20 protein-coding genes are annotated in these 23,277 nt (G+C 49.9%); 4 read left to right on the forward strand and 16 right to left on the reverse strand.

Annotated features, from left to right (window positions below):
• Positions 1-4 precede the first annotated feature (4 nt).
• Together AC14M5_RS07925 and AC14M5_RS07930 are read right to left on the reverse strand one after the other, a co-directional pair.
• Positions 5-1,015 (reverse strand): TolB family protein, encoded by a 1,011-nt coding sequence (locus tag AC14M5_RS07925; protein WP_484029109.1) that lies wholly within the window; start codon positions 1,013-1,015, stop codon positions 5-7.
• A gap of 81 nt (positions 1,016-1,096) precedes the next feature.
• Positions 1,097-3,643 carry a transglycosylase domain-containing protein gene (locus AC14M5_RS07930; protein WP_484029110.1) on the reverse strand — a complete coding sequence of 849 codons (2,547 nt, stop codon included), beginning with the start codon at positions 3,641-3,643 and terminating at the stop codon, positions 1,097-1,099.
• A gap of 200 nt (positions 3,644-3,843) precedes the next feature.
• On the opposite strand from AC14M5_RS07930, the gene AC14M5_RS07935 reads away from it, so the two are divergent.
• Entirely contained in the window at positions 3,844-5,193 is a 1,350-nt protein-coding gene (locus AC14M5_RS07935) for an NAD-dependent malic enzyme (protein WP_484029111.1), read from the forward strand.
• A gap of 172 nt (positions 5,194-5,365) precedes the next feature.
• Here AC14M5_RS07935 and AC14M5_RS07940 read toward each other — a convergent pair whose 3' ends face one another.
• The 5 genes from AC14M5_RS07940 to AC14M5_RS07960 all read right to left on the reverse strand — a co-directional run bounded on the left by AC14M5_RS07940 (position 5,366) and on the right by AC14M5_RS07960 (position 11,258).
• Positions 5,366-6,610 (reverse strand): aminotransferase-like domain-containing protein, encoded by a 1,245-nt coding sequence (locus AC14M5_RS07940; protein WP_484029112.1) that lies wholly within the window; start codon positions 6,608-6,610, stop codon positions 5,366-5,368.
• A gap of 534 nt (positions 6,611-7,144) precedes the next feature.
• Positions 7,145-7,999, reverse strand: a complete 855-nt coding sequence (locus tag AC14M5_RS07945) for an EamA family transporter (protein WP_484029113.1) — start codon at positions 7,997-7,999, stop codon at positions 7,145-7,147.
• A 60-nt stretch (positions 8,000-8,059) separates the two neighbouring features.
• Positions 8,060-8,923, reverse strand: coding sequence for an alpha/beta fold hydrolase (locus tag AC14M5_RS07950; protein ID WP_484029114.1), 864 nt, complete (start codon positions 8,921-8,923; stop codon positions 8,060-8,062).
• 172 nt (positions 8,924-9,095) lie between these two features.
• On the reverse strand, positions 9,096-10,235 hold the full coding sequence (locus AC14M5_RS07955) for a S1C family serine protease (RefSeq protein WP_484029115.1): 1,140 nt from the start codon (positions 10,233-10,235) through the stop codon (positions 9,096-9,098).
• Positions 10,236-10,373: 138 nt separating this feature from the next.
• On the reverse strand, positions 10,374-11,258 hold the full coding sequence (locus AC14M5_RS07960; protein ID WP_484029116.1) for a DnaJ C-terminal domain-containing protein: 885 nt from the start codon (positions 11,256-11,258) through the stop codon (positions 10,374-10,376).
• Positions 11,259-11,347: 89 nt separating this feature from the next.
• Here AC14M5_RS07960 and AC14M5_RS07965 point away from each other — a divergent pair, with 89 nt between their 5' ends.
• The gene (locus AC14M5_RS07965) at positions 11,348-11,929 is read left to right on the forward strand and encodes an LOG family protein (protein ID WP_484029117.1); all 582 of its coding nucleotides are present in this window, start codon (positions 11,348-11,350) and stop codon (positions 11,927-11,929) included.
• 220 nt (positions 11,930-12,149) lie between these two features.
• On the opposite strand, the gene map is transcribed toward AC14M5_RS07965, so the two are convergent.
• The 7 genes from map to AC14M5_RS08000 form a co-directional block, all read right to left on the reverse strand.
• Positions 12,150-12,893: a type I methionyl aminopeptidase gene (gene map / locus AC14M5_RS07970; RefSeq protein WP_484029118.1), complete on the reverse strand. Its 744-nt coding sequence runs from the start codon at positions 12,891-12,893 to the stop codon at positions 12,150-12,152.
• Positions 12,894-12,895: 2 nt separating this feature from the next.
• Positions 12,896-13,402, reverse strand: coding sequence for a ClbS/DfsB family four-helix bundle protein (locus tag AC14M5_RS07975; RefSeq protein ID WP_484029119.1), 507 nt, complete (start codon positions 13,400-13,402; stop codon positions 12,896-12,898).
• 9 nt (positions 13,403-13,411) lie between these two features.
• Positions 13,412-14,098, reverse strand: a complete 687-nt coding sequence (locus AC14M5_RS07980) for a Type 1 glutamine amidotransferase-like domain-containing protein (protein WP_484029120.1) — start codon at positions 14,096-14,098, stop codon at positions 13,412-13,414.
• Between the two features lie 48 nt (positions 14,099-14,146).
• Complete coding sequence (gene tmk / locus AC14M5_RS07985; protein WP_484029121.1) at positions 14,147-14,764, reverse strand: dTMP kinase; 618 nt, start codon at positions 14,762-14,764, stop codon at positions 14,147-14,149.
• Positions 14,765-14,794: 30 nt separating this feature from the next.
• Entirely contained in the window at positions 14,795-15,520 is a 726-nt protein-coding gene (locus AC14M5_RS07990; RefSeq protein WP_484029122.1) for a GIDE domain-containing protein, read from the reverse strand.
• A gap of 114 nt (positions 15,521-15,634) precedes the next feature.
• Positions 15,635-17,263, reverse strand: a complete 1,629-nt coding sequence (locus AC14M5_RS07995) for a R3H domain-containing nucleic acid-binding protein (protein ID WP_484029123.1) — start codon at positions 17,261-17,263, stop codon at positions 15,635-15,637.
• Between the two features lie 281 nt (positions 17,264-17,544).
• On the reverse strand, positions 17,545-18,384 hold the full coding sequence (locus AC14M5_RS08000; RefSeq protein ID WP_484029124.1) for a hypothetical protein: 840 nt from the start codon (positions 18,382-18,384) through the stop codon (positions 17,545-17,547).
• Positions 18,385-18,699: 315 nt separating this feature from the next.
• Between AC14M5_RS08000 and AC14M5_RS08005 the strand changes: the two genes are divergently transcribed.
• Together AC14M5_RS08005 and AC14M5_RS08010 are read left to right on the forward strand one after the other, a co-directional pair.
• Positions 18,700-20,007 carry a DUF389 domain-containing protein gene (locus AC14M5_RS08005; RefSeq protein ID WP_484029125.1) on the forward strand — a complete coding sequence of 436 codons (1,308 nt, stop codon included), beginning with the start codon at positions 18,700-18,702 and terminating at the stop codon, positions 20,005-20,007.
• Positions 20,008-20,059: 52 nt separating this feature from the next.
• Entirely contained in the window at positions 20,060-21,508 is a 1,449-nt protein-coding gene (locus AC14M5_RS08010; RefSeq protein ID WP_484029126.1) for a phosphoglucomutase/phosphomannomutase family protein, read from the forward strand.
• A gap of 61 nt (positions 21,509-21,569) precedes the next feature.
• On the opposite strand, the gene AC14M5_RS08015 is transcribed toward AC14M5_RS08010, so the two are convergent.
• Both AC14M5_RS08015 and AC14M5_RS08020 read right to left on the reverse strand, forming a co-directional pair.
• Positions 21,570-22,139, reverse strand: coding sequence for a hypothetical protein (locus AC14M5_RS08015; protein ID WP_484029127.1), 570 nt, complete (start codon positions 22,137-22,139; stop codon positions 21,570-21,572).
• A gap of 82 nt (positions 22,140-22,221) precedes the next feature.
• Positions 22,222-23,277, reverse strand: a complete 1,056-nt coding sequence (locus tag AC14M5_RS08020) for a hypothetical protein (protein ID WP_484029128.1) — start codon at positions 23,275-23,277, stop codon at positions 22,222-22,224.

The raw sequence follows: 23,277 nt of genomic DNA on the forward strand, positions 1-23,277 counted from the left end.
AACTCTATGGATTAACTACGAGCCTCCATTCGGGAAACCCTTTATTCTCCTCGCCTTTCGTAACTCGAAATATTTCCTTTCCATCAAAAGTTGCGACAAATATGTTGTATCTTTCTCGACCTTGTACAAATGCAAGCCAGTTTCCAAATGGAGCTGCCGAAGGGTTGACTGAAATAAGTTCCCTGTCCACTGTAATAGAATTTTCAACCTTTCCCTCAACGTCAATTGAGAAAATATTGGAATTGAAGTTGTTATGTATGTAAGTTTGCGAGCGGGTGAAGAAAATCAATTTCCCGTCTGTGGATGCATGTTCGATAATATTGTTTTCCACTGTATGGGTAATCTGCTTCACATCGGAGCCGTCAACATTGGCAGTGTAAATCTGATAAACAGATTGGTCATCCCCACCTACAAAGAGTATTTGCTTTCCATCTGGCATCCACGTTGAAAAGCCCACAACTGAGCTAAATGGAAAGGCAGTAGGATTTTTCCCATTTTCATCTGAGATAACAGCACGACATCTTCCATCGCAAACTGTATATATAAGTTTATTGTCGATTGACCACGATGGAGAGTCCTCAGACTCGGGGCTCGCTGTAACATTTTTCACATTTTCGCCATTCCATTCTGAAATGAAAACATCGGATCTTTCATCAACGCCAGCGGCGGAAAATGCTATCTTCTTTCCATCTGAAGACCACCCATAAGTTAAGATTTCGCCATAGGGCCCGCGAGGATTTTTGCTAGGTTGTTTTGGTATTTTTAACAACAATTGAGGTGTACCAAAGCAAAGTGTTTCTTTATCCACGCATTGAACATCCACAGCAAATATGCCTTGATACTGTATAAAATCTGACGCAAACGGTGCTACATAGGTTAGCTGATATTTCAGACTTGGCAAGTCTGTGGCTGTCGCATGAGGTAATGTAGGGGCAGGTGTGGATAATGGTTGGTTTGTACTACATCCAGCCAGACCAATAATCAGACTTAACAATGCAATACGTTTGGCAAACATGGTTATCATTTCTCCAAATTGTTTTGGTACACTTAAAGTTTGCTCTTGATTACCGCTTTAATGTCGAGTTTCTGCGAATTTCTAATCGCTAATTGTTACTTGAATCACCGCCACATCAACTACTTGATCGGCCCGAACAACGACTAATTGCACGGCATACAATCCACTTAATCCTGTAGTATCCCATTCCGCAAGCACATCATTTTCAATTGGTGTGGTTACATCTGAATCTAACTGAATCCATTCCTGCGGATTCAACCCCTTACCAACCTGCACACGATAATAGGAAAATCCATCTCCAGTAGCAGTCCCAATGATTTGCACAATGCCATTCACATCCGCAAATAATTGTGGGGAGGTAATGTTCGCAACAGGGTTAACAGGTGGGGCTTGAATGGCATCATAAGAAGTTGGGGGAATATCCAGGCCTGCACTCTGCGCCCACTCTCGCGCATTCTCAGGGACAAGCATATACACACGGGTATCAATTAATTCTGGCGGCGTGAACACTGTGGCAAGCAGGCCGGTTTCACGATTGACAGAAAATTCGCGGAACATATTATCTACCTGGGTCGGTTCACTGCCATTCAGGAAAACTTCTGTTACCAAATTTGGGCATTCACGCGTGGGCAGCATTCCCGAAGGATCGCAAACTGTCATAGCGGCCACACCTTGCGGTATTGTCCAACCATCTGTGGGTTCGCCTTCGGAAACAGTTTTCATCAAGGCATTCCACAACACTGCCGGGAAACGCGGAGTTACCCCCCACTGTCCCCCCTCAAGGGGGGATGAAAGGGAGGTTTCACCGCGTGCACCGGTCCATATTGTCACCACATAAGATGGCGTGAACCCGACCACCCAGGCATCGCGCCCATCGGAGGTTTGCCCAACCTTCACACCTGCGGGCCTGCCAATTTCCAGCGTGTTCGTCCCACCCAAAGATTGTAGGCGCGCGGTTTCATCGCTCAAAACATGAGTCATCAAATATGCCATCGCGGGAGTCACAACGGTTTGCGCCTGCGGCAGAGACCAATCCAACAGCATCACATGATCCGCGCCTTCCACCCGCAGCACGCTCACCGGCAAAAATTCCTCATGGATGTTCTGACCAAAATACACACCTTGAGTTCCGAACACACCATACGCGCCCGCAAGTTCAAGCATGGAAACATCTGCATTCAGATCAATGCCAAACGACGAAGCGATCTTCGTCACATTCTCAATTCCCATTTGCGTTTTCAAAATTTCAACAGGGATTTGATAATCGTTCGCCAAAGCGATTCTTAATCGCATGGGGCCATGATATTCGCCATCAAAGTTTTGAATGATTTCGTTACCGGGGATATCCCACGTTAACGAGCCTGGACTCAAGCCCCGCGTGAATCCCGTCAAATAGACAAACGCATCCAAACTGGACCCGGGCCTGTGTGCGCTTACAAGAGGAGTTTCCACACCTTGATTGGTTTCGCCCACCATCGCCAATACCTGGCCTGTATTCGGGTCTAGGATCAGCGCGCTTGCGGATGAATCCGCAAATGTGACAGTAGGCGGCAGGGACGGCAACAACCGCGCAGAGTCACAGTCGGCTTCGGGTTCGGGCAAGCCTGCCATGCGAGTTGCATACACTTCCGTAACGCAAGTGGCTTGTTTCTGCAGTTCATAATCCAATGTTGTGATGATGGTCAATCCGCCTCGTTCGATTCGTTCACGCGGAATTTGCGAGTCTAATTGGGATAAGACCAGGTTCACGAAAGCAGGGGCAATTTTCGGCGGAGTCGGAGGCGTCGTCTGCATCTTCGGAGTCTCCGCTAATGCAATCGCTGTCGCTTCGTTACTCGCCAGTCCAAGCTCATTCAAAATATAGTTCACTTCGCGTCCGCGCTGCAACGCCACTTGTGGAGCATCCAGCGGATTGAGCGCAGGCGTTTCGCTCACAGCGGCAAGGATGGCAGACTCGGCCAGTGTGAGTTCGGAGGCAGGCTTGTCAAAATAAAGTTGGGCAGCGGCATCCACACCGTAAGCATGGTTCCCGAAATTTGTACTGTTCAAATACCATTCGATGATCTGGGTGCGCCCGAATTGCGCAGTGATCTGCGCTGCAAGGATGCGCTCACGAATGGCACGTCGCAGTGAAGGCGGTTCGTTATAAAGCATCAGCCCACTGACGATTTTTTGCGCAATGGTAGGGTGAAGTTCAGGATCGTCATAACCTTGAATGGCATAGCCAGAATGAATACGAAACTGCGGGTCGGCAACGGCAATGACGGCATCGACCAGACTTTCAGGAATATGCTGCGGGTTTTGTTCATTGACGGGAATATAACGGCGCGGTGAATCATTCGGTGCAAAAGTGATGAGCAGCTGCAAACCCATGCGGTCATAAATGCGTGTGGGTTGTAAAAGCAAACCATTGGGCGGGTTTAATAAGCGAGGCAGAATTTCAGTGGATGGAAGTTCGCGAGTGACATCGGCATAAGCGAATGCACCAATGATGATGACTACGGCCAGAAGAAGCGAAACAAGAATGCCCCCGCTGATGATCATTCCGCGTGCCTGCGCTGATCTTTTATTTTGTTGCTCAAACCTGCGTTCACGGCGGGTTCTTAGGATGGGGAGAGTAGAGGGCATGGCTCTATTTTACACACTATCTTTGTTATGTCACCCTGAAGGAGCGTTCATTGCGACTGACACCGTACCTGCGTTCGGTGCAGGTGAGGGTCTCGGACGCCGTAATAGAGATGCTTCGGGAAGAACACCCTCAGCATGACACAACTAGGGGATATACATTATTCGCGTTAAAATGAATGTGAAATCATAAGGAGGCATGTATGGCTTGGGAACGAAAGATCATGCGCAAGGTACGCGTGCGTAATTCACAGAAAAAAGGCGTGCTGGCAAGATTGCTGACCGCCATTGCTGAAGCGGGCGGGAGTACTGGCAGTATCGTACTTTTGACGGAAACAACTCAAAACGTGGTGCGCGATATCACCATCACTGCCGAGGATGAAACATCCCTCGAAGCGGTTTTGGAAGCCATGCGGAACAACGAAGGCACGAAAGTGATCGAAGTGCGCGACGAAGTTCTGGAGCTTCATCAGAAAGGCAAGATCGCGATTCGTTCACGCTATCCGATCGAATCGCTGACAACGTTGCGGCGCGTGTATACGCCCGGCGTAGCAGAAGTCTGTTTGCGGATTGCCAAAGACCCATTACAGGCTAGGTTGTATACCAGCATCAGCCATATGGTGGCGATTGTTACCGATGGCACGGCAGTGCTTGGGCTTGGGGATATTGGTCCGCTGGCAGGGATGCCCGTGATGGAAGGCAAAGCCATGTTGATGGAAACACTGGTGGGACTTTCGGGGATTCCAATTTTGCTGAACACAAAGGACCCGGATGAGATCGTGGCTGCGATTGCTGCCATTGCACCCACATTTGCCGCGATACAACTGGAGGATATATCCGCGCCGCGCTGTTTTGAGATCGAAGAAAGATTACAAAAGATGCTTGACATCCCCGTCATGCATGATGACCAGCATGGGACGGCAGTGGTCTGCACTGCGGCGATGATGGTTGCCTCACGTGAAACCGGCACAGACTTGAACAAGGCAGTTATCGGGCAGATCGGGCTTGGGGCGGCTGGCTATGCAATTGGTCAGATGATGATGCGTTTGACTCGCAACCCGGTCTATGGCGCAGACTTGAGTCAAGATGCGTTAGTGCGATTTGAGAAGGCTGGAGGTATCAAATCGAATTTAAAAGAGGTCATGGAAAAATGCGATATCGTGGTTGCGACGACTGGGGCGCCGAATCTAATTAAGCCTGAAATGGTGCGCAAGGGGCAGATCATTCTTGCGTTATCAAACCCGAATGCGGAGATCGACCCTGACCTTGCCATGGAACGCGGCGCAGCTTTTGCAGCGGATGGAAAATCGGTCAACAACGTTTTGGGATTCCCCGGTATCTTCCGCGGCGCAGTGGATTCTTATGCCACGCACATTACACATGAAATGTATCTAGCCGCCGCAAAAACAATTGCAGAAATGACTCCGCCCGGTGAGCTGGTGCCAAATCCGTTGGATAAGAAAGTTCATCATGCCGTGGCACGTGCCGTGGCAGAAACGGCGATCAAACAAGGCATTGCCCGCGCAGATTATGTGCCGTATGTGGATGAGTAGATGTAAATAGCTCACTTCATCGTGTCATGCTGAGCGACAGCGAAGCATCTCTGAGATCATCATCGAGACCCTTCGCTGTCGCTCAGGGATTCATGACTTGTGTGTAAAGGGAGTAAATAATAAAGCGACTCCAATAAGTCGCTTTATTATTTACAACATCACTATCCACTATTCACTTGTTCCCATTATGTCCATTCTTTTTCAAAATCTCTTTCAAGGTTGTGCCCATGCGTGTGATACCTTCACGAATCGTATCTGGTGAAGAGAAGGAGAAGTTGAGTCGCATGGTATTCTCGCCGCCGCCATTGGGATGGAAAGCCGCACCCGGCACAAATGCCACCTTACGTTCTATGGCAGATTTCAGCACCTCGGCTGCATTCACATTCTCCGGCAGCATACCCCATAGGAACATGCCTCCCAGCGGCTTCGTCCAGTGCACTTCTGATGGGAACATTTCATCCATCATTTCGAGCATTACATCGCGGCGTTCCTTGTACGTCGCGCGGATCACTTTCACATGCTCATCCAAAAATCCGCCTTTTGCCACTTCATAAGCCACATGCTGGTTGAAAGAGGAGGTATGCAAATCTGCGGCCTGTTTTGTAATCACCAGTTTACGGATCACCTCCGGCGGAGCGACCACCCAAGCCAGACGCAAACCGGGAGCGAGCAACTTTGAGAAGGTACTTAAGTAGATCACATTGCCGCTGTATTCGCCGTCACCATCGTTGCGGAAATGGTTATCCAGATAAACAACCGAAGGGAGATGCTCACCGTCGTAACGCAGTTGACCATAAGGATCGTCTTCGATGATCGGCACGCCATACTGATCCGCCAGCAGAACCAGTCTCCGGCGGCGCTCGAGGCTGAGAGTCGAACCGGACGGGTTTTGAAAGTTCGGGAGGATGTAGATGAATTTCGGTCCGATCCGAAGCGCTTCCTCCAGCTTATCCACGATCATGCCGTTTTCATCCGAGGGAACGGAAATATATTGTGCGCCATAGGCATTCCAGGCCTGCAATGCACCAAGATAGGTCGGCGATTCCACCACAATATAATCGCCGCGATTAATGAATAACCTGCCGATAAAATCCAATGCCTGTTGGGAACCCGAGGTGATCAAAATATTATCACCTGTGATCGGCACACTATACCGCGCGGTATGTCTTGCGATCATCTCCCGCAGGGGGCGGTATCCCTCAGTGGTGCTGTATTGCAAAGCCTGCGCGCCATGGTCGCTTAGCACGCGGTTACATGCTTCATGAAACTCCGCAACCGGGAAAACCTCAGGTGCCGGCAAGCCTCCCGCAAACGAGATGATATCCGGCTGCTCGGTAAATTTGAGCAATTCACGGATCACAGAACTTCCCATTTTTTGCATGCGGTGCGCATACCGATATTCCCACGGTGTTTGCATTTTTACTCCTTGATTAGATTAAAAGATGAAAAAAGCCTGATAGGTACACGCGTACCCATCAGGCTTGCTGACTGGAAGGCAATAGAACGCCAGAAAGACGCAGCGCCAAAATCCGTATCATGGCATCCTTATCTTACCCATTTTTGCGGGTTGATGCAACCGCTTAAAGTAACTGTAAATCGGATGAAAGCTATGACAAATTTCCTCAAATGCTCTTTTTGGACGAAGAGCATAGCTTTTACAAAGTCAGGAAATTCTTAACACGAATTACGTGAATGTGCAAATGGCGCGAATAAAAGCGGAGAAATTCGTGAAATTCGCGGCATTCGCGTTTAGGGTTTGCCATCAAACCAAGAGCCCGTCTATCGATTTTGCAAGGACCATTCTGATGAAGAGCCGCTTCAGACCCAGCCGAAACCTGTTCCTGTGCTTCAGCAGACTATGTCATTGCGAGGAGGGTGCTTTCCCTGACGAAGCAATCTTCAAGTAAGCAGGAGACTGCTCCGCCACTTGCGCTCGCAGTGACATCGCGCCCTACCCAAACAACGCGATCACCATCACCCCCGCAAACACAATCGCAGACCCAACTACACGTACCCCGCCCATTTCCTCTTTCAAGAATCTCCACCCGAGAAAAGCCCCAATCACCACACTCACCTCGCGGATCGCACCCGAATAACTGAGCGGCGCAAAGGTGTAGGCGAATAAGGCCAGCATGTAGGCTACAAGTCCCAACACGCCGCCCAATAATAAATATCCGCGTTTTCTATTCCACATATCTGCAAAGTGACTCCAGCCATATTTTCTTGTGAGATACGGCGTGGTTACGAACGGAACCATCACAAACATGGATAGTCCATACGGCATAGCGGGTCCGTTCTTAACGGCGGTCCCGTCAATGAAGGTGTACATTGAAATAATTAACGCTACAGATAATGCAGTAAGAATCCCTCTCAAATGTGGCTTCTCCCCTTGGCTTTGCAAAAGCGTCGTCGCGCCGATCACGACCATGCCGCCTGTGATCATGGCGAGGCCAAGATATCCGCCTGTGGTCAATTGTTCGCGCAAAAAGATGGCAGACCATAAAACCAGCAAGGCCGGCGCCGCCCCGCGCGCAATCGGATAGACCAGCGAAAAATCATGGTCGCTGTATGCGATGCAAAGGAGGATGAAATAGATTGCTTCCAGAAGCATACTGATGACTGCAAAGAACCACATTTCTTTGGGCGGCAAACCAGTGAAGAAAATGAATACCAGGGAGAATACTCCGCTCAAGATCACCTGCCATCCCATAGCAATATATTTTTCATCCGAATTCTTAAGCAAAAAATTCCACAACGCATGCATGGACGCGGAAAAGAAAAGCAAAACAAGAGCAAAAATTGGCATGGATTTACCTCAAGGGTTTGGGAGTGCGTCCCGCAAGGGGATGATATCGCCTCGGCCCGACTACTTCAAAAACTCGGTCACTCTTTTATTCACTTCATCTGCTTCTTCATGCTGTATCCAATGTGTGGCTTTATGGAACAAAACAGCCTCACCGTTGTCGCACAACTTGATGGATGGCTCCACCATTGCATGACTGAGAGCCACATCATGCATGCCCCACAACATCAAAGTTGGGACCTTTACACACCGCGCATCATTCCTTCTTCGAAAAGAATATTTCAAACTGAGTTGTACTGCTGCACGATACCAATTCAACATCCCTGTCAACGCGCCGGGCTGTGACCAGGCTTTTTTGTATTCCACCAGGTTCTCCGGCGTGAATGTGTTTCTTCTCCCCGAGCCAACCAACATCCGCTCAAAGTCGTGGAAGTTATTCCTGCGGAGGACCCACTCCACGAACAACGGAATCTGAAAGAAGAACACATACCAGGATTTTCTGCGTTGTATTTTATTGTTCAAAACAAAATCCACCATCACATCCGGGTGCGGCACATTCAAGATGACAAGTTTCTCCAGCCGCTGCGGGTGATTCAAAGCAATCGTCCATGCAACGACTGCGCCCCAATCATGCCCCACCAACTTCGCTTCTTTAATCCCAAAGTGATCAAATAAACCAATGATATCTTTTGCAAGAAGTTCCACGTTATAAGCGGATATACCCTTCGGCTTGTCAGATAAGTTATATCTGCGCTGGTCCGGGACGATCACCCGAAACCCTGCATCGACCAAAGCAGGTATCTGCTTCCTCCAACCATAATGGAATTCAGGAAACCCATGCAACAAAACAACCGACGGTCCGTTTTCTGGTCCATCGGTTATTACATGCAGTTTTATGTTATTCGTTTCTATGTACTGGCTTTGCATTGCGCGAGTATACCGCCAATTACAAAACCTCCGAAATTCTCAATATGTCATTGCGAGGAGGGTTCTTGCCATTCCCGACGAAGCAATCTCATCTTTTGAGGAGACTGCTTCGGCAAAAACAAGAACGCCTCGCAGCGACATGTTCATATCTGCAAAATCTGCAGATGGCTCTTTACGGCCTCTTACCAAGCGTAATAGATACATCCACTTTCTCGGTGCCGCGCAGGACACTCAGAACAATCGTATCGCCCGGGCCTTTGTTGGTAATGAGATAAGCCAGCATATCATCAAAGGTGCGGGTCTCACGCCCATCGATGGCAACGATCAAGTCACCACCGCCCAGTAAGCCGGGGATATTGGTGGGGGTACTTCCGGGCTTGATACCGGCCTTATCCGCCGGGCCACCCGAAACAACATCAGTGACATATGCGCCGGTATATTGACTCAGGCCAAGAGCATTCACCATTTCAAGGCTGAGGGCATCCATGGATGAAATCCCCAAGAATGGATAATCATATTTGCCAGTTTCGATCAACACCGGAACGACGCGTTTTACGATATTAATGGAGACTGCAAACCCGATCCCTGAATTGATGGGCTCACCGTTTTCGGTGAAATTCGTGGTGCGGATGGCACGATTGATACCGATCACTTCTCCCTCAATGTTGAAGAGCGGACCGCCGGAGTTGCCCGGGTTGATAGCAGCATCTGTTTGGATGATGTCACCTGCGCTAAATGCGCCTCCATCCGGTGAAGCGTGAGCCGAATCCAATGTACGGCCCAGGGCTGAAACAATGCCTACGGTCATTGTGCTTTCCAAACCAAAAGGGTTACCAATGGCTACTACGGTCTGACCAACTTTCAGCAAGTCTGAATCGCCGAGCGGTTGCGGAAAAAGCTCATCGGCTGGGGCATCCACTTTAATAACTGCGAGGTCCGAATCCAGATCAGTTCCGATCACAGTGCCATAGGCCATGAAACCTGAGTTGAAACGGACTTCCACATTGGTGGCACCCTCGACCACATGGAAATTCGTTACGATGTGACCCTTGTCATCATACACAAAACCAGAGCCTTGCCCCTGGTCGGTAATGATCGCAACCGTACCAAGGCTTGCCTGTTCATATAATACAACCAGGCTTTCCTGCTGCGCGGCCGGGTTGACCACACTGCTTGAGTCCACTGGCGCAGTGGTAACTGCCGGCTCAACTGCAAGCGTTGGCAAAATTTGTTCAGGGAGAGTCGGGGTCTGGCAGGCTAGCAAAGCAAATACCAAAACCATTAAAGCCATAATGCCTTTTTTTGTTTTCATGATACTCCTCTAAAATTCGTTTTTTAAACATAACGGACACCAAGCCTGCGCTGAGCTTGTCGAAGCGTGCACGAAGGAAAGATTTTTTGGTCTATTGGTTTCCTTTGTGACCGTAGTGCCTTTGTGTTTAAGTTTTTTTCAAAACTTGATTCGAGATGCTTCTTCGATCAGTTCCCTCTGTTTGGATGACAGATATTTCGGAACTTGTACTTTCAATTTTACAAACAGATCCCCTTTACTATTTGCCTTTTTCAAATTCGGCATTCCCCGCCCCGCCAACCTGAAGACCTGATCTGGCTGCGTGCCTGCGGGAATACTTAATTTCACTGTGCCTGCGGGCGTATCCACATCGGCTTCACCGCCCAGGATCAATGTAAAAATGCTGACTGAGGCCGTGGTAGTTAAGTCCGAGCCGTCACGCAGGAAACGATCTTCATCTTCAACGCGGATGACGAGGTAGAGATCGAGTCCTTCCGGGCCCGCACCTGCCACCCGGACTTTGGAACCTGTCTTCACCCCGGCTGGGATGCGCACCTGAAGCTTGCGTCCATTGGTTTGCAATTGGCGGGTCGTGCCTTCGTAGGCCTCCTTGAAACTGATCTGCGCTTCCTGTTGATAGCCGGTCTCATCCATGGCTTGCCCGCCGCGCCCTGAAGAACGCATGGCCTCGCCAAAGATGGTGCGGAAGAAATCAGAGAAGCCGCCGCCGAATACATCATCCATATTGGTGGATGAGCCGCGTGAACCACCCCAATCGTCCCAGCGGAATTCACCCGGGCTGCCGCCTCTTGTACGGAAGTCAGAGTATGCGCTTCCCAATTGGTCATAATGGGCGCGTTTTTTCTCGTCGCTCAGGACCTGGTAAGCCTCGTTAATTTCCTTGAATTTCTCCTCGGACTTTTTATCACCGGGATTCTTATCCGGATGATATTGCATCGCCAGTTTGCGATATGCCTTGCGGATCTCTTCCGTGCTGGCTTTGCGGCTTACGCCGAGGGTTTTATAATAATCTTTATAGTCCATGGTGATATTATTATCCCTGCGTAGGTTGTGAGTCAAGCACCAAAAGATTACACTTACACAACTCTAACCTGTGTTTTTTAAAGGAAACCATGAAATCAATTTGCGTTTTTTGCGGATCATCAGACTCGGTTCACACAGACTATAAGACTGCTGCATATCAATTAGGCGTTCTCCTCGCCCAAAAAGGGCTTCGCCTCATTTATGGCGGCGGGAAGACGGGGTTGATGGGTGAAGTGGCAAACGGAGCGGTATCGGCCGGCGGGGAGGTGATCGGAGTCATTATCCCTTCCATGAACACGCTGGCATTGGCACACATCGGTCTCACCCGTATGGATGTGGCTCCCGACATGCACAGCCGCAAAGCCCGTATGCACGAACTCGCGGATGGCTACATCGCATTGCCCGGCGGCTTTGGCACCTGGGATGAACTCTTTGAAACCATCACCTGGGCGCAAACAGGCGCACATGAAAAACCTGTCGGCCTCTTGAATGTGAAAGAATATTATCGGCCTTTACTGGCAGCCATGGATCATGCTGTAACAGAAGGATTTGTTTTCGACGAGCACCGTAAGGCTGTATTCAGTGAATCCGACCCTGAAGAATTGTTGAACAAGATGGCGGGATATCAACATCCGCATGAGGCGGTGAAGAGGTGGTTGAAAGAGGATTGAGGGGTAAAGAAACGTGATACATAAGACGTGAAACTTAAACATGATTCATCCCGAAATAATATTTCGTGGGTGAGTTTGTTTTTAAGGCTAAAATAATAGGACGCTGATAAACGCAGAAAACGCTGATTCTTGCTTTTATCAGCGAAAATCAGCGTTCATCTGCGTCCAAATAAGTTTGGGGTTAATTACGTTTGCGTTTTTATTTGTACTTTTCAATTATTTACAGGGTTAGGATGATCGGCTCGTTCTTCGTGACGATGATCGTATGCTCGAATTGGGCGGCAATGGTTTTATCGATTGTCTGCAAGGACCAGCCATCATTCTTTTCGACGACGTGCCCTTTGCCGGTGGTGAGGAAAGGCTCAATGGCCAGGACCAGACCTTCGTTAAGAATGCGGCGGTCATCTGGTTTGTAGTAGTTATAGATCGCGGAGGGCTTCTCGTGCAGGTGACGTCCAATGCCGTGACCGGTCAAATCATAAATAACGTTGAATCCGTTTTGGTTGGCTTCCTGTTGAATGGTCTTGCCGATGATATTGAGAGGCTGCCCTGCTTTGGCAGAATGCACGGCCTTGGCCAGCGCGGAGCGGGTGGCTTCGAGCATTTTTTCAATTTCGGGAATGTTCGTTGAGACGACCATGGATGCGCCCGTATCTGCGAAGTAACCATCCATCTCGGCGGAGACATCGATGTTGATCAACTCGCCTTGCTGTAAAACATGGTCGCCGGGGATGCCATGCGCGATGACAGGCGAAATGCTGATGCAGGTGGCACCGGGAAATTTATACATGGCTTGCGGCGCGGACTTGGCGCCTTCTTTTTCAAGGAACTCTTTACCAATGTTATCCAATTCGGCGGTGGTGATGCCGGGTTGGGCTTCCTTCATCATTTTCTTTAATGCCATGGCACAGACGCGGCCAATAGCTTTCAGGTATTTGATATCAACTTCGGATTCAGCGGTCATGATTATTTCTCTGTAATTCCTCGTTCGATGGTTTCGCGATGTTCAAGAAAATGTTCGGTAGTATCGCCCAGTACCCACAGCAGAAGCGGACGTTTCTCCGGGTCGTCTGCATGACGCGGCTTGAGCAGGTCTTCAAAGCTTATCGACTCAAGCTTTGCATGTAATTGTTCGTATGTTTGTTTCAAGCCGTCTATCACTTCTTTCCGCGAACGGTCTTTATTGCGTTTGAAAAGCAACGGATTGATAACTTCCATATTCCAATCTTTTACCGCTTCTTCAGAAACGCCCATGACTTCGTGCGCAGGGCGTTTATCCATATGATAGCCCATCAGGATGTTCATCCATTCAGTAAGATGGGCAAGGTTGTCTTTGGGTGACCATCCGCCTGCGTCGGGCGTAGTCATTTGCTCATCGGTCAGCTTTTCTGCAACCTCTAACAAATGCTTCCACTCATGTTCAATCGCGGACATCAATTCTTTTTTAGTGCCGGGTATCCATTGTTCATTCATGATATTTTCCTATAAAGGTATTAACTTGCCTTCTTCAAGTTTTTCTTTTTCCTGATCCTTGCGCAAGATCCACGCTTCATCGCGGACCAGGGTCGTTTTCTTTCCATCTATTTTGACATATGCCCCATCAGCTAACATAATAACAGGATTATCTTTGAAGAAATGATAATCTGAAAGCCATTCATCTTTCACAGACTGGCTGTATTCATCCAGCGGGTAATGGGGTGAGAAGTTGAATGGTGTAGCGTTTATTCCTTCAAAGTATGGTGTCCCAACATTATTCATATCCTTGGATGTAAGAATGTTTGGGCCGCACAAAATGGCTCCAGCGCTGAACCCCACCACAGGCAGCCCTGCTTGAACCTTTTTTCGCAGATAAGGCATTACTCCACTCACATGCAAACGATGACTGAGTAAAAAGGTGTTTCCGCCGGGGATGTAAACCAGAGAACTATCGCGTATTATATTTTCAATCTCTTTTTGAGACATTAACTCGGCATTGATCGTTTGGAAACGCGCCAACCCTTTGAAGGCCGTTTCGTTCAACTCCAGCCATTGTTCTGCGTAAAGCGATGCCAACGGCATATACGCCACAACTGGATCATTCTTGTCCTCCAAATATGGACGGCTGGCTTCAACAATATAGCTAATGTCATTTTGACCAGGGGATGAAAAGAGATGAAGGTTGGGCGGCATAAAGGGATTGTATCAAAAATAGCAGGAGCAGATTGCAAATCGCTTCTACTACTTATTCAACCTGTTAACAATCACCTTCCGCAACTCTTCCTGCACGGAATCCCACTTCTGATCTGAACTAATCACAACCCAGCGTTTTGGCTCAGCCTTGACCATCTCCAAATATCCCGCGCGGACACGTTCATAAAATTCGACCTCGTGCGCATCCATGCGATTCCATTCATCGCCATTCTTCTTTTTACGCTTAAGGCCAACTTCCACATCCAGGTCAAGCAAAATGGTCAGGTCGGGAGTTAATCCACCCGTTGCATATTTCACCAATGCGCGGACTTCTTCCAAATTCTGCCGATGTCCATAACCTTGATAGGCAATGGTTGAATCATAATATCTATCTGAAATGACGATCTCGCCATCTGCGAGGCGCGGCTTGATGACCTGCTCCACGATCTGGGCGCGCGCGGCCTGATAGAGCAACGTTTCAGTGCGCGGGTGCATTTCCGCATTTTTCAAGTCATGCAAAATATCACGGATCTGTTCGCTGATGGATGTGCCGCCTGGTTCACGAGTGGGGAATACTGTATGTCCCTTTTCGCGCAGGTATTCCACGAGATAGGGAATGTGTGATGTCTTGCCAGAGCCTTCGGGGCCTTCAAGTGTGATGAACATACAATAAGTATAAAGCAAACAGAGGCTGGTTTATCGATAAACAAAGAATAGATAAACTGCAACGGCGACCAGCGCGAAAATGAACATGTTTGTGATCACTTTCCACACATAACGGGTGAGCAGCCGTAGCTTGCCGTGATCGCTTACGATCAACGGAGAGGTACCATCCATGGTTATGACCCCGTTCGCGTTCACCGCCCTGCCGAGAACATACACCTGCTCGCCCTCTTCCGTAAACCGTTCATTGACCCGCATGGACTTGTTGAAGATAAAACCCTTGGTGTTTAAGCCCAGTTCATTCAATGTCGCTTGGACGCTCTCATCAAGGCTCGAAAACATCCCGGAAGACTTATGCACATCATTGTGAAGAACCAGTTCCATCTCATGCTGTGGTTCCAGGCGCACACGGCCGGTTCCATCCGAGACCTCGAACGGAACCGACGAGTAGTTTTTGTAAACTGTGACCCAGCGCGAATTTCTCCCTGACCGGCGTTTTTCCGCCACTTCGAGCTGCCACACAACGCACGGTTTTTTGGTGATCGGGCTGATGATGTTCGAGCCGATACTGTGGGCCTGTCCCATGATTTGAACCTGCTCATTTAATTGGAGGTGGGCTATCTCACTGACAGGTGTGAACAGGATGCGAAGGACCTTCGCCAGTTCCTTCCAGGAGATCAGGAAACCGAATGCGGCCCCAAGGATGCCAATGATATAAATTGCAAATTCACTATTTAGAAAGTCGTTTAATATACTCATCGTGATTCCTCCAAGAGATTGAATTTCCCATATTTTACTTCCTGAAACCATCCAAAACCCAACCGGAAAAAAAGCAGAGAGCAGAAAATAGCGCTGCTCTCTGTTCTCTTAAGACTACTCTCTAAATATCCTCACATGCCTTCTTGGTTCTTTGCCATACGAATGACTCACCAACTCCGCATTGCGCGCCATTTCATGTTGTAGTCTGCGCACTAAAGATGAGCCCGGGGGCAGGTCCACCCAGCGCTCACCGTTGAGGACGGCGGCTATGGCTTGCTTGGTCTGGTCGCGCACATCATCCAGGCTGTCACGCGGATGCTGCTGTTCGGAAAGGTTGTACAGGTCGCCGAGGAACTGTTCCACTTGCGCCACTGTGTTTGCGCGCAAAACATAAATAGGCATGCCGCGCTGTTCGGCTTCGATGACGGTTTGTTCGCGGTTGCGGTAATAGGTGCGCAAAGTGACGAGCACGTTGGCTTCGTTCACATCGGTCACAACAACGGCTGGCACACCGAGTCGCTTGGCGGCCTGCATTAATCGATTCCGCGCCACACCATATGCAAACACACGCACAGTTTGCATTCTCGCGCCAATGTTCGATGTGGCGATCACGGGCGGGTTGATCGAGTCAGAGCGTGAAGCCTGTTCTTGGATAACGGGAACAGGCCTGGCCTGAGTCTGCTCGACAGGCGTCCTTGTGCGGCGCGGCGTTTTAGAATCCGCTTTTGTAGCTGGCTTGGGCGGCGTGGCTTTCTCGATCTGGATCAATCCCGTTTCGTCGCGTGTGCGGATCTCGGGCGGGTTGGGTACGTCGCGCAAAAGTGAATCGACCGCCGACATGATATCGAGATGGACTGCAAAACGTTCGCGATTTTGGATCTCGATCAGCACATCGAAAGTGGGAGGGGCGCGTCTTTCCAAAACTGTTTTCTGGGTGCCGCGTCGACGGGCTTCCTCGTCTGAAAGCGTGACCGCTTCGATCCCGCCGACGAGATCGCTTAAGGTTGGGTTGAGTAAAAGATTATCGAGGGTTTGTCCATGCGCCGTGCCAATCAGTTGCACACCGCGTTCCGCGATGGTGCGTGCGGCCAGGGTTTCAAGTTCGCGCCCGATCTCATCAATCACAATGACTTCGGGGTTATGGTTTTCAACCGCTTCGATCATCACTTCATGCTGGAGCATGGGCTCGCGCACTTGCATGCGGCGTGCCTTGCCAACGGCAGGATGAGGCACATCGCCGTCACCGCCAATCTCGTTGGATGTATCCACGATGACCACGCGTTTGTTTTCTGCAAGGATGCGCGCGGCTTCGCGCAAGAGGGTGGTCTTGCCAACGCCAGGCCGCCCCAAAATAAGAACAGATTTGCCAGACTCGACGATGTCTTGAATAATATCCACTGTGCCATATACAGCACGCCCCACACGGCAGGTTAAACCGACAATAGCTCCAAGCCTGTTGCGAATAGCGGAGATGCGATGAAGCGTACGCTCCATGCCTGCGCGGTTATCGGCGTCAAAAGTACCAATGCGCTCGGTAATATGGTCAATTTCTGCGCGGCTGATCTCTTTTTCAGAAAGGACAATTTCGCCTTCGACAAAGCGCGCGGCGGGCACTCGGCCCAGGTCAATGACAATTTCAAGCAGTTTGTCGCTGCTGTTCGCCTTTTCCACCGCGTGGCGAATGTTGGTTGGGAGAATGTCGAGCAGAACGTCGAGGTCATCTGTAATTCGATGTTGAGTCATAGTTAAAGTACCAAGTGTTTAAGTGTCAGGTGTCACGCTTCAAGTGGCAGCTTTCACTTATATGTAAAATAGAAGAGGAAAGAAAATACTTGCGTCGCACATATTCCAATTTCTGCGCGACATACGGTGCTAGTAGGATGGGTCGTTGAGCATTTTAAGTACCGCCTGTAAGAGAGGTGTCACGTTTCACGTGCCAGGTTTGCCCGCAGCCCGGCATTGATGATGTCACGTGCAAGCTTATTATAGCAGTGTCAGGGGTGACAATAAATTAAAGACTTGTGTTAATTTTGTTGATTTGTCTGACCAATCAATGCATGTTTTTTGTGCCAATTTCTGAGAACGAGGAACACGACAGGCAGGTTCGGGCCGATTCCGGAGATACGGATGGATTTTTTGTCCGTTAGATCAAGCCTTACAAAATAACTCTTTCCATTTCGTGTGCGTGTGTAATCGAGCCTGACGGATGCAATCTCATTTGCACGCAGGCTTCTTTCATTAAAGATGTATTTGATCAAGAGGGTATTGCCATCAATGCTCAACGACTGGGGCAGAGACAATGTTACAAAGGCGATGAAAAGCGCGATGATGAAAAAGAAGATAAACGGGATGAATCCCGCACTCGCTTGAGTCACAAGAAAAAAGCCCGTTCCTACCATAAAAAGTACAACGACAGCCAGCAGAATATAGCCGGTCCAACTCCTGGTCATTTCATTGTATTCCTGCGGACTGAACAAGTCGGGGCGCTTTGTACCGATCCACTCGACGATTTCTTCATAACCGGGCAGGCGCGGGCTGGGAGCAACGGTTACATCGCCATCCAGGTTGTGCAATTTGATGGCATGGCCTCTGCCCGAAACACGATTGATCTCGCTCCAGGTTAAAGTCCTTGTGCCAAAAATGCTTTGGCTGGAAATTTCGTCATTCGAGATGGTTGCTTTGGCCGTTATGGAATAGATGGACAAAAAGAATACAAATACAAATAAAGCCGCAAACGGAATCGTGGCAAAAGCGTCTGCATTGTCGAATGAGGTGAAGATACCAATTGCCAGAAAGGCAAAAACCAAGAATAGAATCACAAACTGGCCCGTGGGGTGTCGGTATATGCGCGGTTCATTAAGCATGGTATTTTCCTCTGGCTGACTCTATCATATTTCAGAATCTTTTCTTATCACATTTTGGGAGTGCCTAATTTCAAAGACAAGACTTCGTTTGTGTCGTTCTGCCTGCACCGTGCGCAGGCACGCGTGAGCGTAGCGACACTTGCGCCGCGCGCCAGTGCGGTGAGAATCTCTACGCCAGTCTCAGAGACCCTCACCGCACTGCATCCGCAATGCGGTGCATGTGTCGCTATCACTCAGGGTGACACTCCTTATGTTTTTGGTTTAGGCACTCCCCAAATCCATCTTGTACCCTCTGTATCCTGTATAATTGAAAACATGTCCCTTTCTGAAGACCCGATCATCCCAACGGAACCGCCGCATCCGCCTCGAGATGAAGTTCGCAATCGACGCAGGCGCGCCACACGTCGTTCCTCCATCCCCACCGATGCAGAGGGACAGGCAACGCTCATCTCTGATCTTTCACGCCGCGCATATCCATCCGTTGAGTTGTTTGTCTTTTCGCTGGTCTGCGGCGCGATCCTTGGGCTTGGCTTTTTACTTGATTCGCAAACCGTACTGTTACTCGGCATCCTGGTTGCACCGTTGATGACTCCCTGGGTGGGCTTTCTACTTGCCATTCTCACAGGCTCTCCGCGCTTTCTTTTTGAAACCCTCATGGCATTGCTCATCAGCGGCCTGCTTGTTTTCATTGGCGGCTTGCTCTCAGGTTTTGCGGCGCGCCTCTTCATGCCGATGACGCTCCCCAACGCTTTCATCCATGCGCGTTTATGGATTCCCGCTCTCGTGGTACTAGCCATTGGCGCGGTCACATTGGTGGCCTCCTTTGCGCGTTCAGAAAGCAAACCTTTCCTGCCAAGTGTTCTGATTGCCTATGTTTTTTATCTGCCAATCAGTGCAAGCGCTTTCGGCCTCGGCGCTGGTTTGGAAGGCACCTGGCCTCAAGGTATGCTGGTCTTTGCTACACACTTTGCGCTTGCAAGCGTGTTGGGTTTGATCACACTTTATGTGTTACGACTCCGCCCTTCGGTGGGCGGGCTCGTTTTCAGCGGAATCGCACTCCTGCTTTTCGTGGTGATCCTGTTTGCTTTGATGAGATCAGGCTCCCCGTCAGTGGTTGAAGCGGATGTACCTCCATCCACACCCACGGCACAGCTATCCGCGCTTCCTTCGTCGACCCCGAGCCTGCTTGCAACAACTACCAGCAGTCTCCGCCCCTCAAACACTCCGGCGCGTACCGCAACAGTTTCTGCCGCAACCAGTGATGCGTTGCTGGCGGAAACACCCAGCCCTGTGCCGCTTACACTTAATGTGACTCTGCCTCCCATCGACACACCCACCATAACACTTACTATTCAACCGAGTGCAACTTATGGAAAGGTGGCTGCAAACGAAGGCGGCGGCGCAAACTTAAGAAAATCGCCGCAGGGAACTTACATTCTAACTCTGCTCAATGGCACCATCGTGGAAACGTATTCGGAATTCCAAGTGGTAGATGGAGTGACCTGGATCCACGTGTTTGCCACGGTCAACGGGCAGAAGATCGAAGGCTGGCTGTTGGAATCAGTTGTAGCCTATGCAACTCCCGCACCAAATTTTGAAGCATCATCCACACCCACACCATAAATAATAATCGTGATTGCTTCGCAATGACGAACACATCCCTGGAGGAAAATAAATGCCCGTTCACTTTGGCACAGACGGCTGGCGCGCCGTGATCTCGGATAGCTTTACGTTCGACAATTTACGCATGGTCTCGCAAGCCATTGCAGATGCAGTAGCATCAGATCATTGGGACAAATCCCCAAACGTTGACCCTAAAAAGATCGTTATTGGTTACGACACGCGCTTTCTCTCAGACCGCTTTGCAGGAGAGGTGGCGCGTGTGCTGGCAGCAAACGGATTCACAGTTTTGCTGGCACAAGCTGATTCACCGACACCTGCTATTTCTTATGCGGTGATGAACACGAATTCAATTGCCGGCGTGATGATCACGGCTTCACACAATGCCCCTCGTTATAACGGCGTGAAATTAAAAGGCGCATTTGGGGGTTCAGCCCTCTCCGAACAATGCCGCCGCGTGGAAGTGTATATCAACGACAATGAAGAGCAGGCGCGCGGCCCAAACTTGATGGATTTCAAGAAGGCGCGCGCAGCAGGGCTGATCCAAAGATTTAATCCATTGCCAGCCTATTTCGACCACCTGCATAAATTGATCAACACGGATATTATTGCAGATAACCCACAGCGTTTTGTAGTGGATGCCATGTATGGCTCAGGCCGTGGTGTGATCAAATCCTTTTTACAGGGGACAGGCTGCGAGATCGCAGAAATTCGAGGTGAAATGAATCCCGGCTTCGGCGGTGTGCATCCCGAACCAATTGCCAAGTACCTTGGTCCACTCTCAAGTGCGGTGAGTTCCGGTATGGGCAATTTCGGCGTTGTGACAGATGGCGATGCAGACCGTATTGGTGCCATGGATGAGCGCGGAAATTTCGTCGACCCTCACAAGATCATGGCGCTTGCACTGAAGTATCTGGTTGAGAAACGCGGCATGAGTGGTGCAGTGGTACGGACGGTCTCCACCACGCGCATGATTGACAGACTTGCAAAACGCTACGGCCTGAAACTAATTGAAACCCCCGTTGGCTTTAATCATATTGCCGATTACATGATGAAGGAAGATGTTCTGATAGGCGGCGAGGAATCTGGAGGTATTTCGTTCAAGGGACATATCCCTGAAGGCGATGGCCCCATCATGGGCTTGCTGCTGGTTGAAATGATCGCTGAGGCGAAAAAATCCCTCACTGAAATGGTGGATGACCTGCTTGCGGATGTCGGCCCAGCCCTCTATGAGCGCGTGGATCTACGCCTCAGCCGCCCGGTTGCCAAAGCCGAGATGACGGAATTCCTCACCAAAAAAGCACCCTCAGAGATAGGCGGCCAAAAAGTAGAGGAGATTAGCCAGCGTGATGGAGTCAAATACATTATGGCTGACGATTCGTGGCTCCTCATCCGCCCGTCAGGAACGGAACCCGTCCTGCGTGTGTATGCAGAGGGGCGCACACAGGAAATGGTCAAGTCATTGTTGGGGTATGGAAAAACGGTGGCTGAGAGCGTGGTGTAGAAAATAAAAATGGGACAGCATCGTGAGGCTGTCCCATAAAATTTAAATTGGATTGACTGTATTATCTTGTCGTTGGTGCAGTTCTTAACCTGCGTGCCAGCAGGATCACAATCACAAAAGCGAGAGCCATTGTTGCAAGTCCGGGTACACCATAATCATCCAGGAGACCGGTCTGAGGTAAGGCTGTCGTAGTTGGGACAATAGTGAGCTGAGCGGCTGCGGCCTGGGTTAATGCTGCGCCGACAGTGGCAGTGGCTGCGGCAGGTGTACCTGCCTGGGCAGCGCTGGTTAAGCTGGGGTCAAGGGTTGCGGTGATTGTGGCAACATTTACAACTGATGTTGACGTAACTGTGGTGGTGGGCAAAATGGAAGCCTGGAAAGTGGCAGTCAATGCACTGTTGATGAAGTTATTGGCGGCCTGGGCTGTCAGGGTGGCATTGGCAGCTGCTTCTTGCTGTGCGGCGGTTCTGCCACTTTGACCGAATAAATATACACCCACGAGACATGCAACCGAGATCAATATGATCCCGCCCAGAATCCCCACAGCCACCAGAAAAGTACGGTTATTGTTGGCTTCTTCTGGAAGCGCAGCTTCATCAAGTTCGTCATAATTGGTATCATCGAAAGACATGGAGCACTCTCCTGATTATTTTGTCATCGCCGAAATCATGCAAAATATCTTCGCAATAACATTTATATTATCCACAGGATAATTATCCCACAACTTCAAGGTTTACGAGAGGCGCAACCACCGTCTCATCGTTTTCAAGTTTCACTTCTGCGGCGAAGGCACGCAAACCACTGGGCAATGTGGTCAACCCGGGTTTAATGGCAACAATCGAACCGATCATTCCCATGCCAGGCGGGCGGCGCATTCTCACTTGCAAGCCTGGCGCAAAGGTTTCCACTTCACGCGGGGCAGGCGGGTCTGATGAAATCGGAAGCGGGATGATTACCTCAGGCCTCGCACCACTATAACGGTCGTAGACCTCCGCATTAATGACTACATCACGTTTGGCATTCGTGCTTAGTAATTTATAGGCCGCAGAATTCATCGGCATGGAACCAAAACCGTCGGTCACCATGATGGGGTATCGCATCTCCCGTGCTTTGGGAATCAGCGATGGGGAAATACTTGAAAGGATAAGTCCACGTACCGGTAATTCAGCGGCGGTTTGCAAAGTCTCTACATCTTTCACAATGCCCGCCAGAATAATGGAGCCGCGCAGGCTCACATCCAACCGCCCGGCGGTAAGGACACCATCGGGTTTTTCCGCAAGGTTCACCAGCAAGCCTGAATCGATTCGTCCGTTGCCCCATATGCCCTGAATCAGCGAACCGGCAGTTTGGATCACCACCCCACGGTTTGGCACAACCTCGATCACCGTACCGGGGATGCCTGCCTTCAACTCCAGCTTCGTCTCACCGACTTCCATAAGAACTTCACCGCCGCCAACCGCCACCACGCGTCCTTCACGCGATGCTCGAACACTGCGCGGGAAGAGCCCCTTACCAACAGCGATCTCTGTGCTTGCGGCAATCCGATCACCCACCTTGCACTTGACGAGTCGGTCAGCAGCATTGGGAGATACATGCAGAAGACGAGCAACATCAAAGAGTACATGTTCACGTGCCCAACTCGTTTCAGCGATCACATCCCCGGGCCCCACCTTTTGATTAAGGCGCGCCAGCACTGTTCCAGAGACGGGCAGCAGTCGTTCACGCACAATGGTGGTAAGTCCGATAATATGATTAACAGGCGCTTGCAT

The organism is Candidatus Villigracilis sp. (assembly GCF_057083605.1).

Excerpts from the sequence above, each read along its gene's own strand:
- AC14M5_RS07925 (WP_484029109.1), bottom strand. The coding sequence starts at position 1,015 with ATGTTTGCCAAACGTATTGCATTGTTAAGTCTGATTATTGGTCTGGCT.
- AC14M5_RS07930 (WP_484029110.1), bottom strand. The coding sequence starts at position 3,643 with ATGCCCTCTACTCTCCCCATCCTAAGAACCCGCCGTGAACGCAGGTTT.
- AC14M5_RS07935 (WP_484029111.1), top strand. The coding sequence starts at position 3,844 with ATGGCTTGGGAACGAAAGATCATGCGCAAGGTACGCGTGCGTAATTCA.
- AC14M5_RS07940 (WP_484029112.1), bottom strand. The coding sequence starts at position 6,610 with ATGCAAACACCGTGGGAATATCGGTATGCGCACCGCATGCAAAAAATG.
- AC14M5_RS07945 (WP_484029113.1), bottom strand. The coding sequence starts at position 7,999 with ATGCCAATTTTTGCTCTTGTTTTGCTTTTCTTTTCCGCGTCCATGCAT.
- AC14M5_RS07950 (WP_484029114.1), bottom strand. The coding sequence starts at position 8,923 with ATGCAAAGCCAGTACATAGAAACGAATAACATAAAACTGCATGTAATA.
- AC14M5_RS07955 (WP_484029115.1), bottom strand. The coding sequence starts at position 10,235 with ATGAAAACAAAAAAAGGCATTATGGCTTTAATGGTTTTGGTATTTGCT.
- AC14M5_RS07960 (WP_484029116.1), bottom strand. The coding sequence starts at position 11,258 with ATGGACTATAAAGATTATTATAAAACCCTCGGCGTAAGCCGCAAAGCC.
- AC14M5_RS07965 (WP_484029117.1), top strand. The coding sequence starts at position 11,348 with ATGAAATCAATTTGCGTTTTTTGCGGATCATCAGACTCGGTTCACACA.
- map (WP_484029118.1), bottom strand. The coding sequence starts at position 12,893 with ATGACCGCTGAATCCGAAGTTGATATCAAATACCTGAAAGCTATTGGC.
- AC14M5_RS07975 (WP_484029119.1), bottom strand. The coding sequence starts at position 13,402 with ATGAATGAACAATGGATACCCGGCACTAAAAAAGAATTGATGTCCGCG.
- AC14M5_RS07980 (WP_484029120.1), bottom strand. The coding sequence starts at position 14,098 with ATGCCGCCCAACCTTCATCTCTTTTCATCCCCTGGTCAAAATGACATT.
- tmk (WP_484029121.1), bottom strand. The coding sequence starts at position 14,764 with ATGTTCATCACACTTGAAGGCCCCGAAGGCTCTGGCAAGACATCACAC.
- AC14M5_RS07990 (WP_484029122.1), bottom strand. The coding sequence starts at position 15,520 with ATGAGTATATTAAACGACTTTCTAAATAGTGAATTTGCAATTTATATC.
- AC14M5_RS07995 (WP_484029123.1), bottom strand. The coding sequence starts at position 17,263 with ATGACTCAACATCGAATTACAGATGACCTCGACGTTCTGCTCGACATT.
- AC14M5_RS08000 (WP_484029124.1), bottom strand. The coding sequence starts at position 18,384 with ATGCTTAATGAACCGCGCATATACCGACACCCCACGGGCCAGTTTGTG.
- AC14M5_RS08005 (WP_484029125.1), top strand. The coding sequence starts at position 18,700 with ATGTCCCTTTCTGAAGACCCGATCATCCCAACGGAACCGCCGCATCCG.
- AC14M5_RS08010 (WP_484029126.1), top strand. The coding sequence starts at position 20,060 with ATGCCCGTTCACTTTGGCACAGACGGCTGGCGCGCCGTGATCTCGGAT.
- AC14M5_RS08015 (WP_484029127.1), bottom strand. The coding sequence starts at position 22,139 with ATGTCTTTCGATGATACCAATTATGACGAACTTGATGAAGCTGCGCTT.
- AC14M5_RS08020 (WP_484029128.1), bottom strand. The coding sequence starts at position 23,277 with ATGCAAGCGCCTGTTAATCATATTATCGGACTTACCACCATTGTGCGT.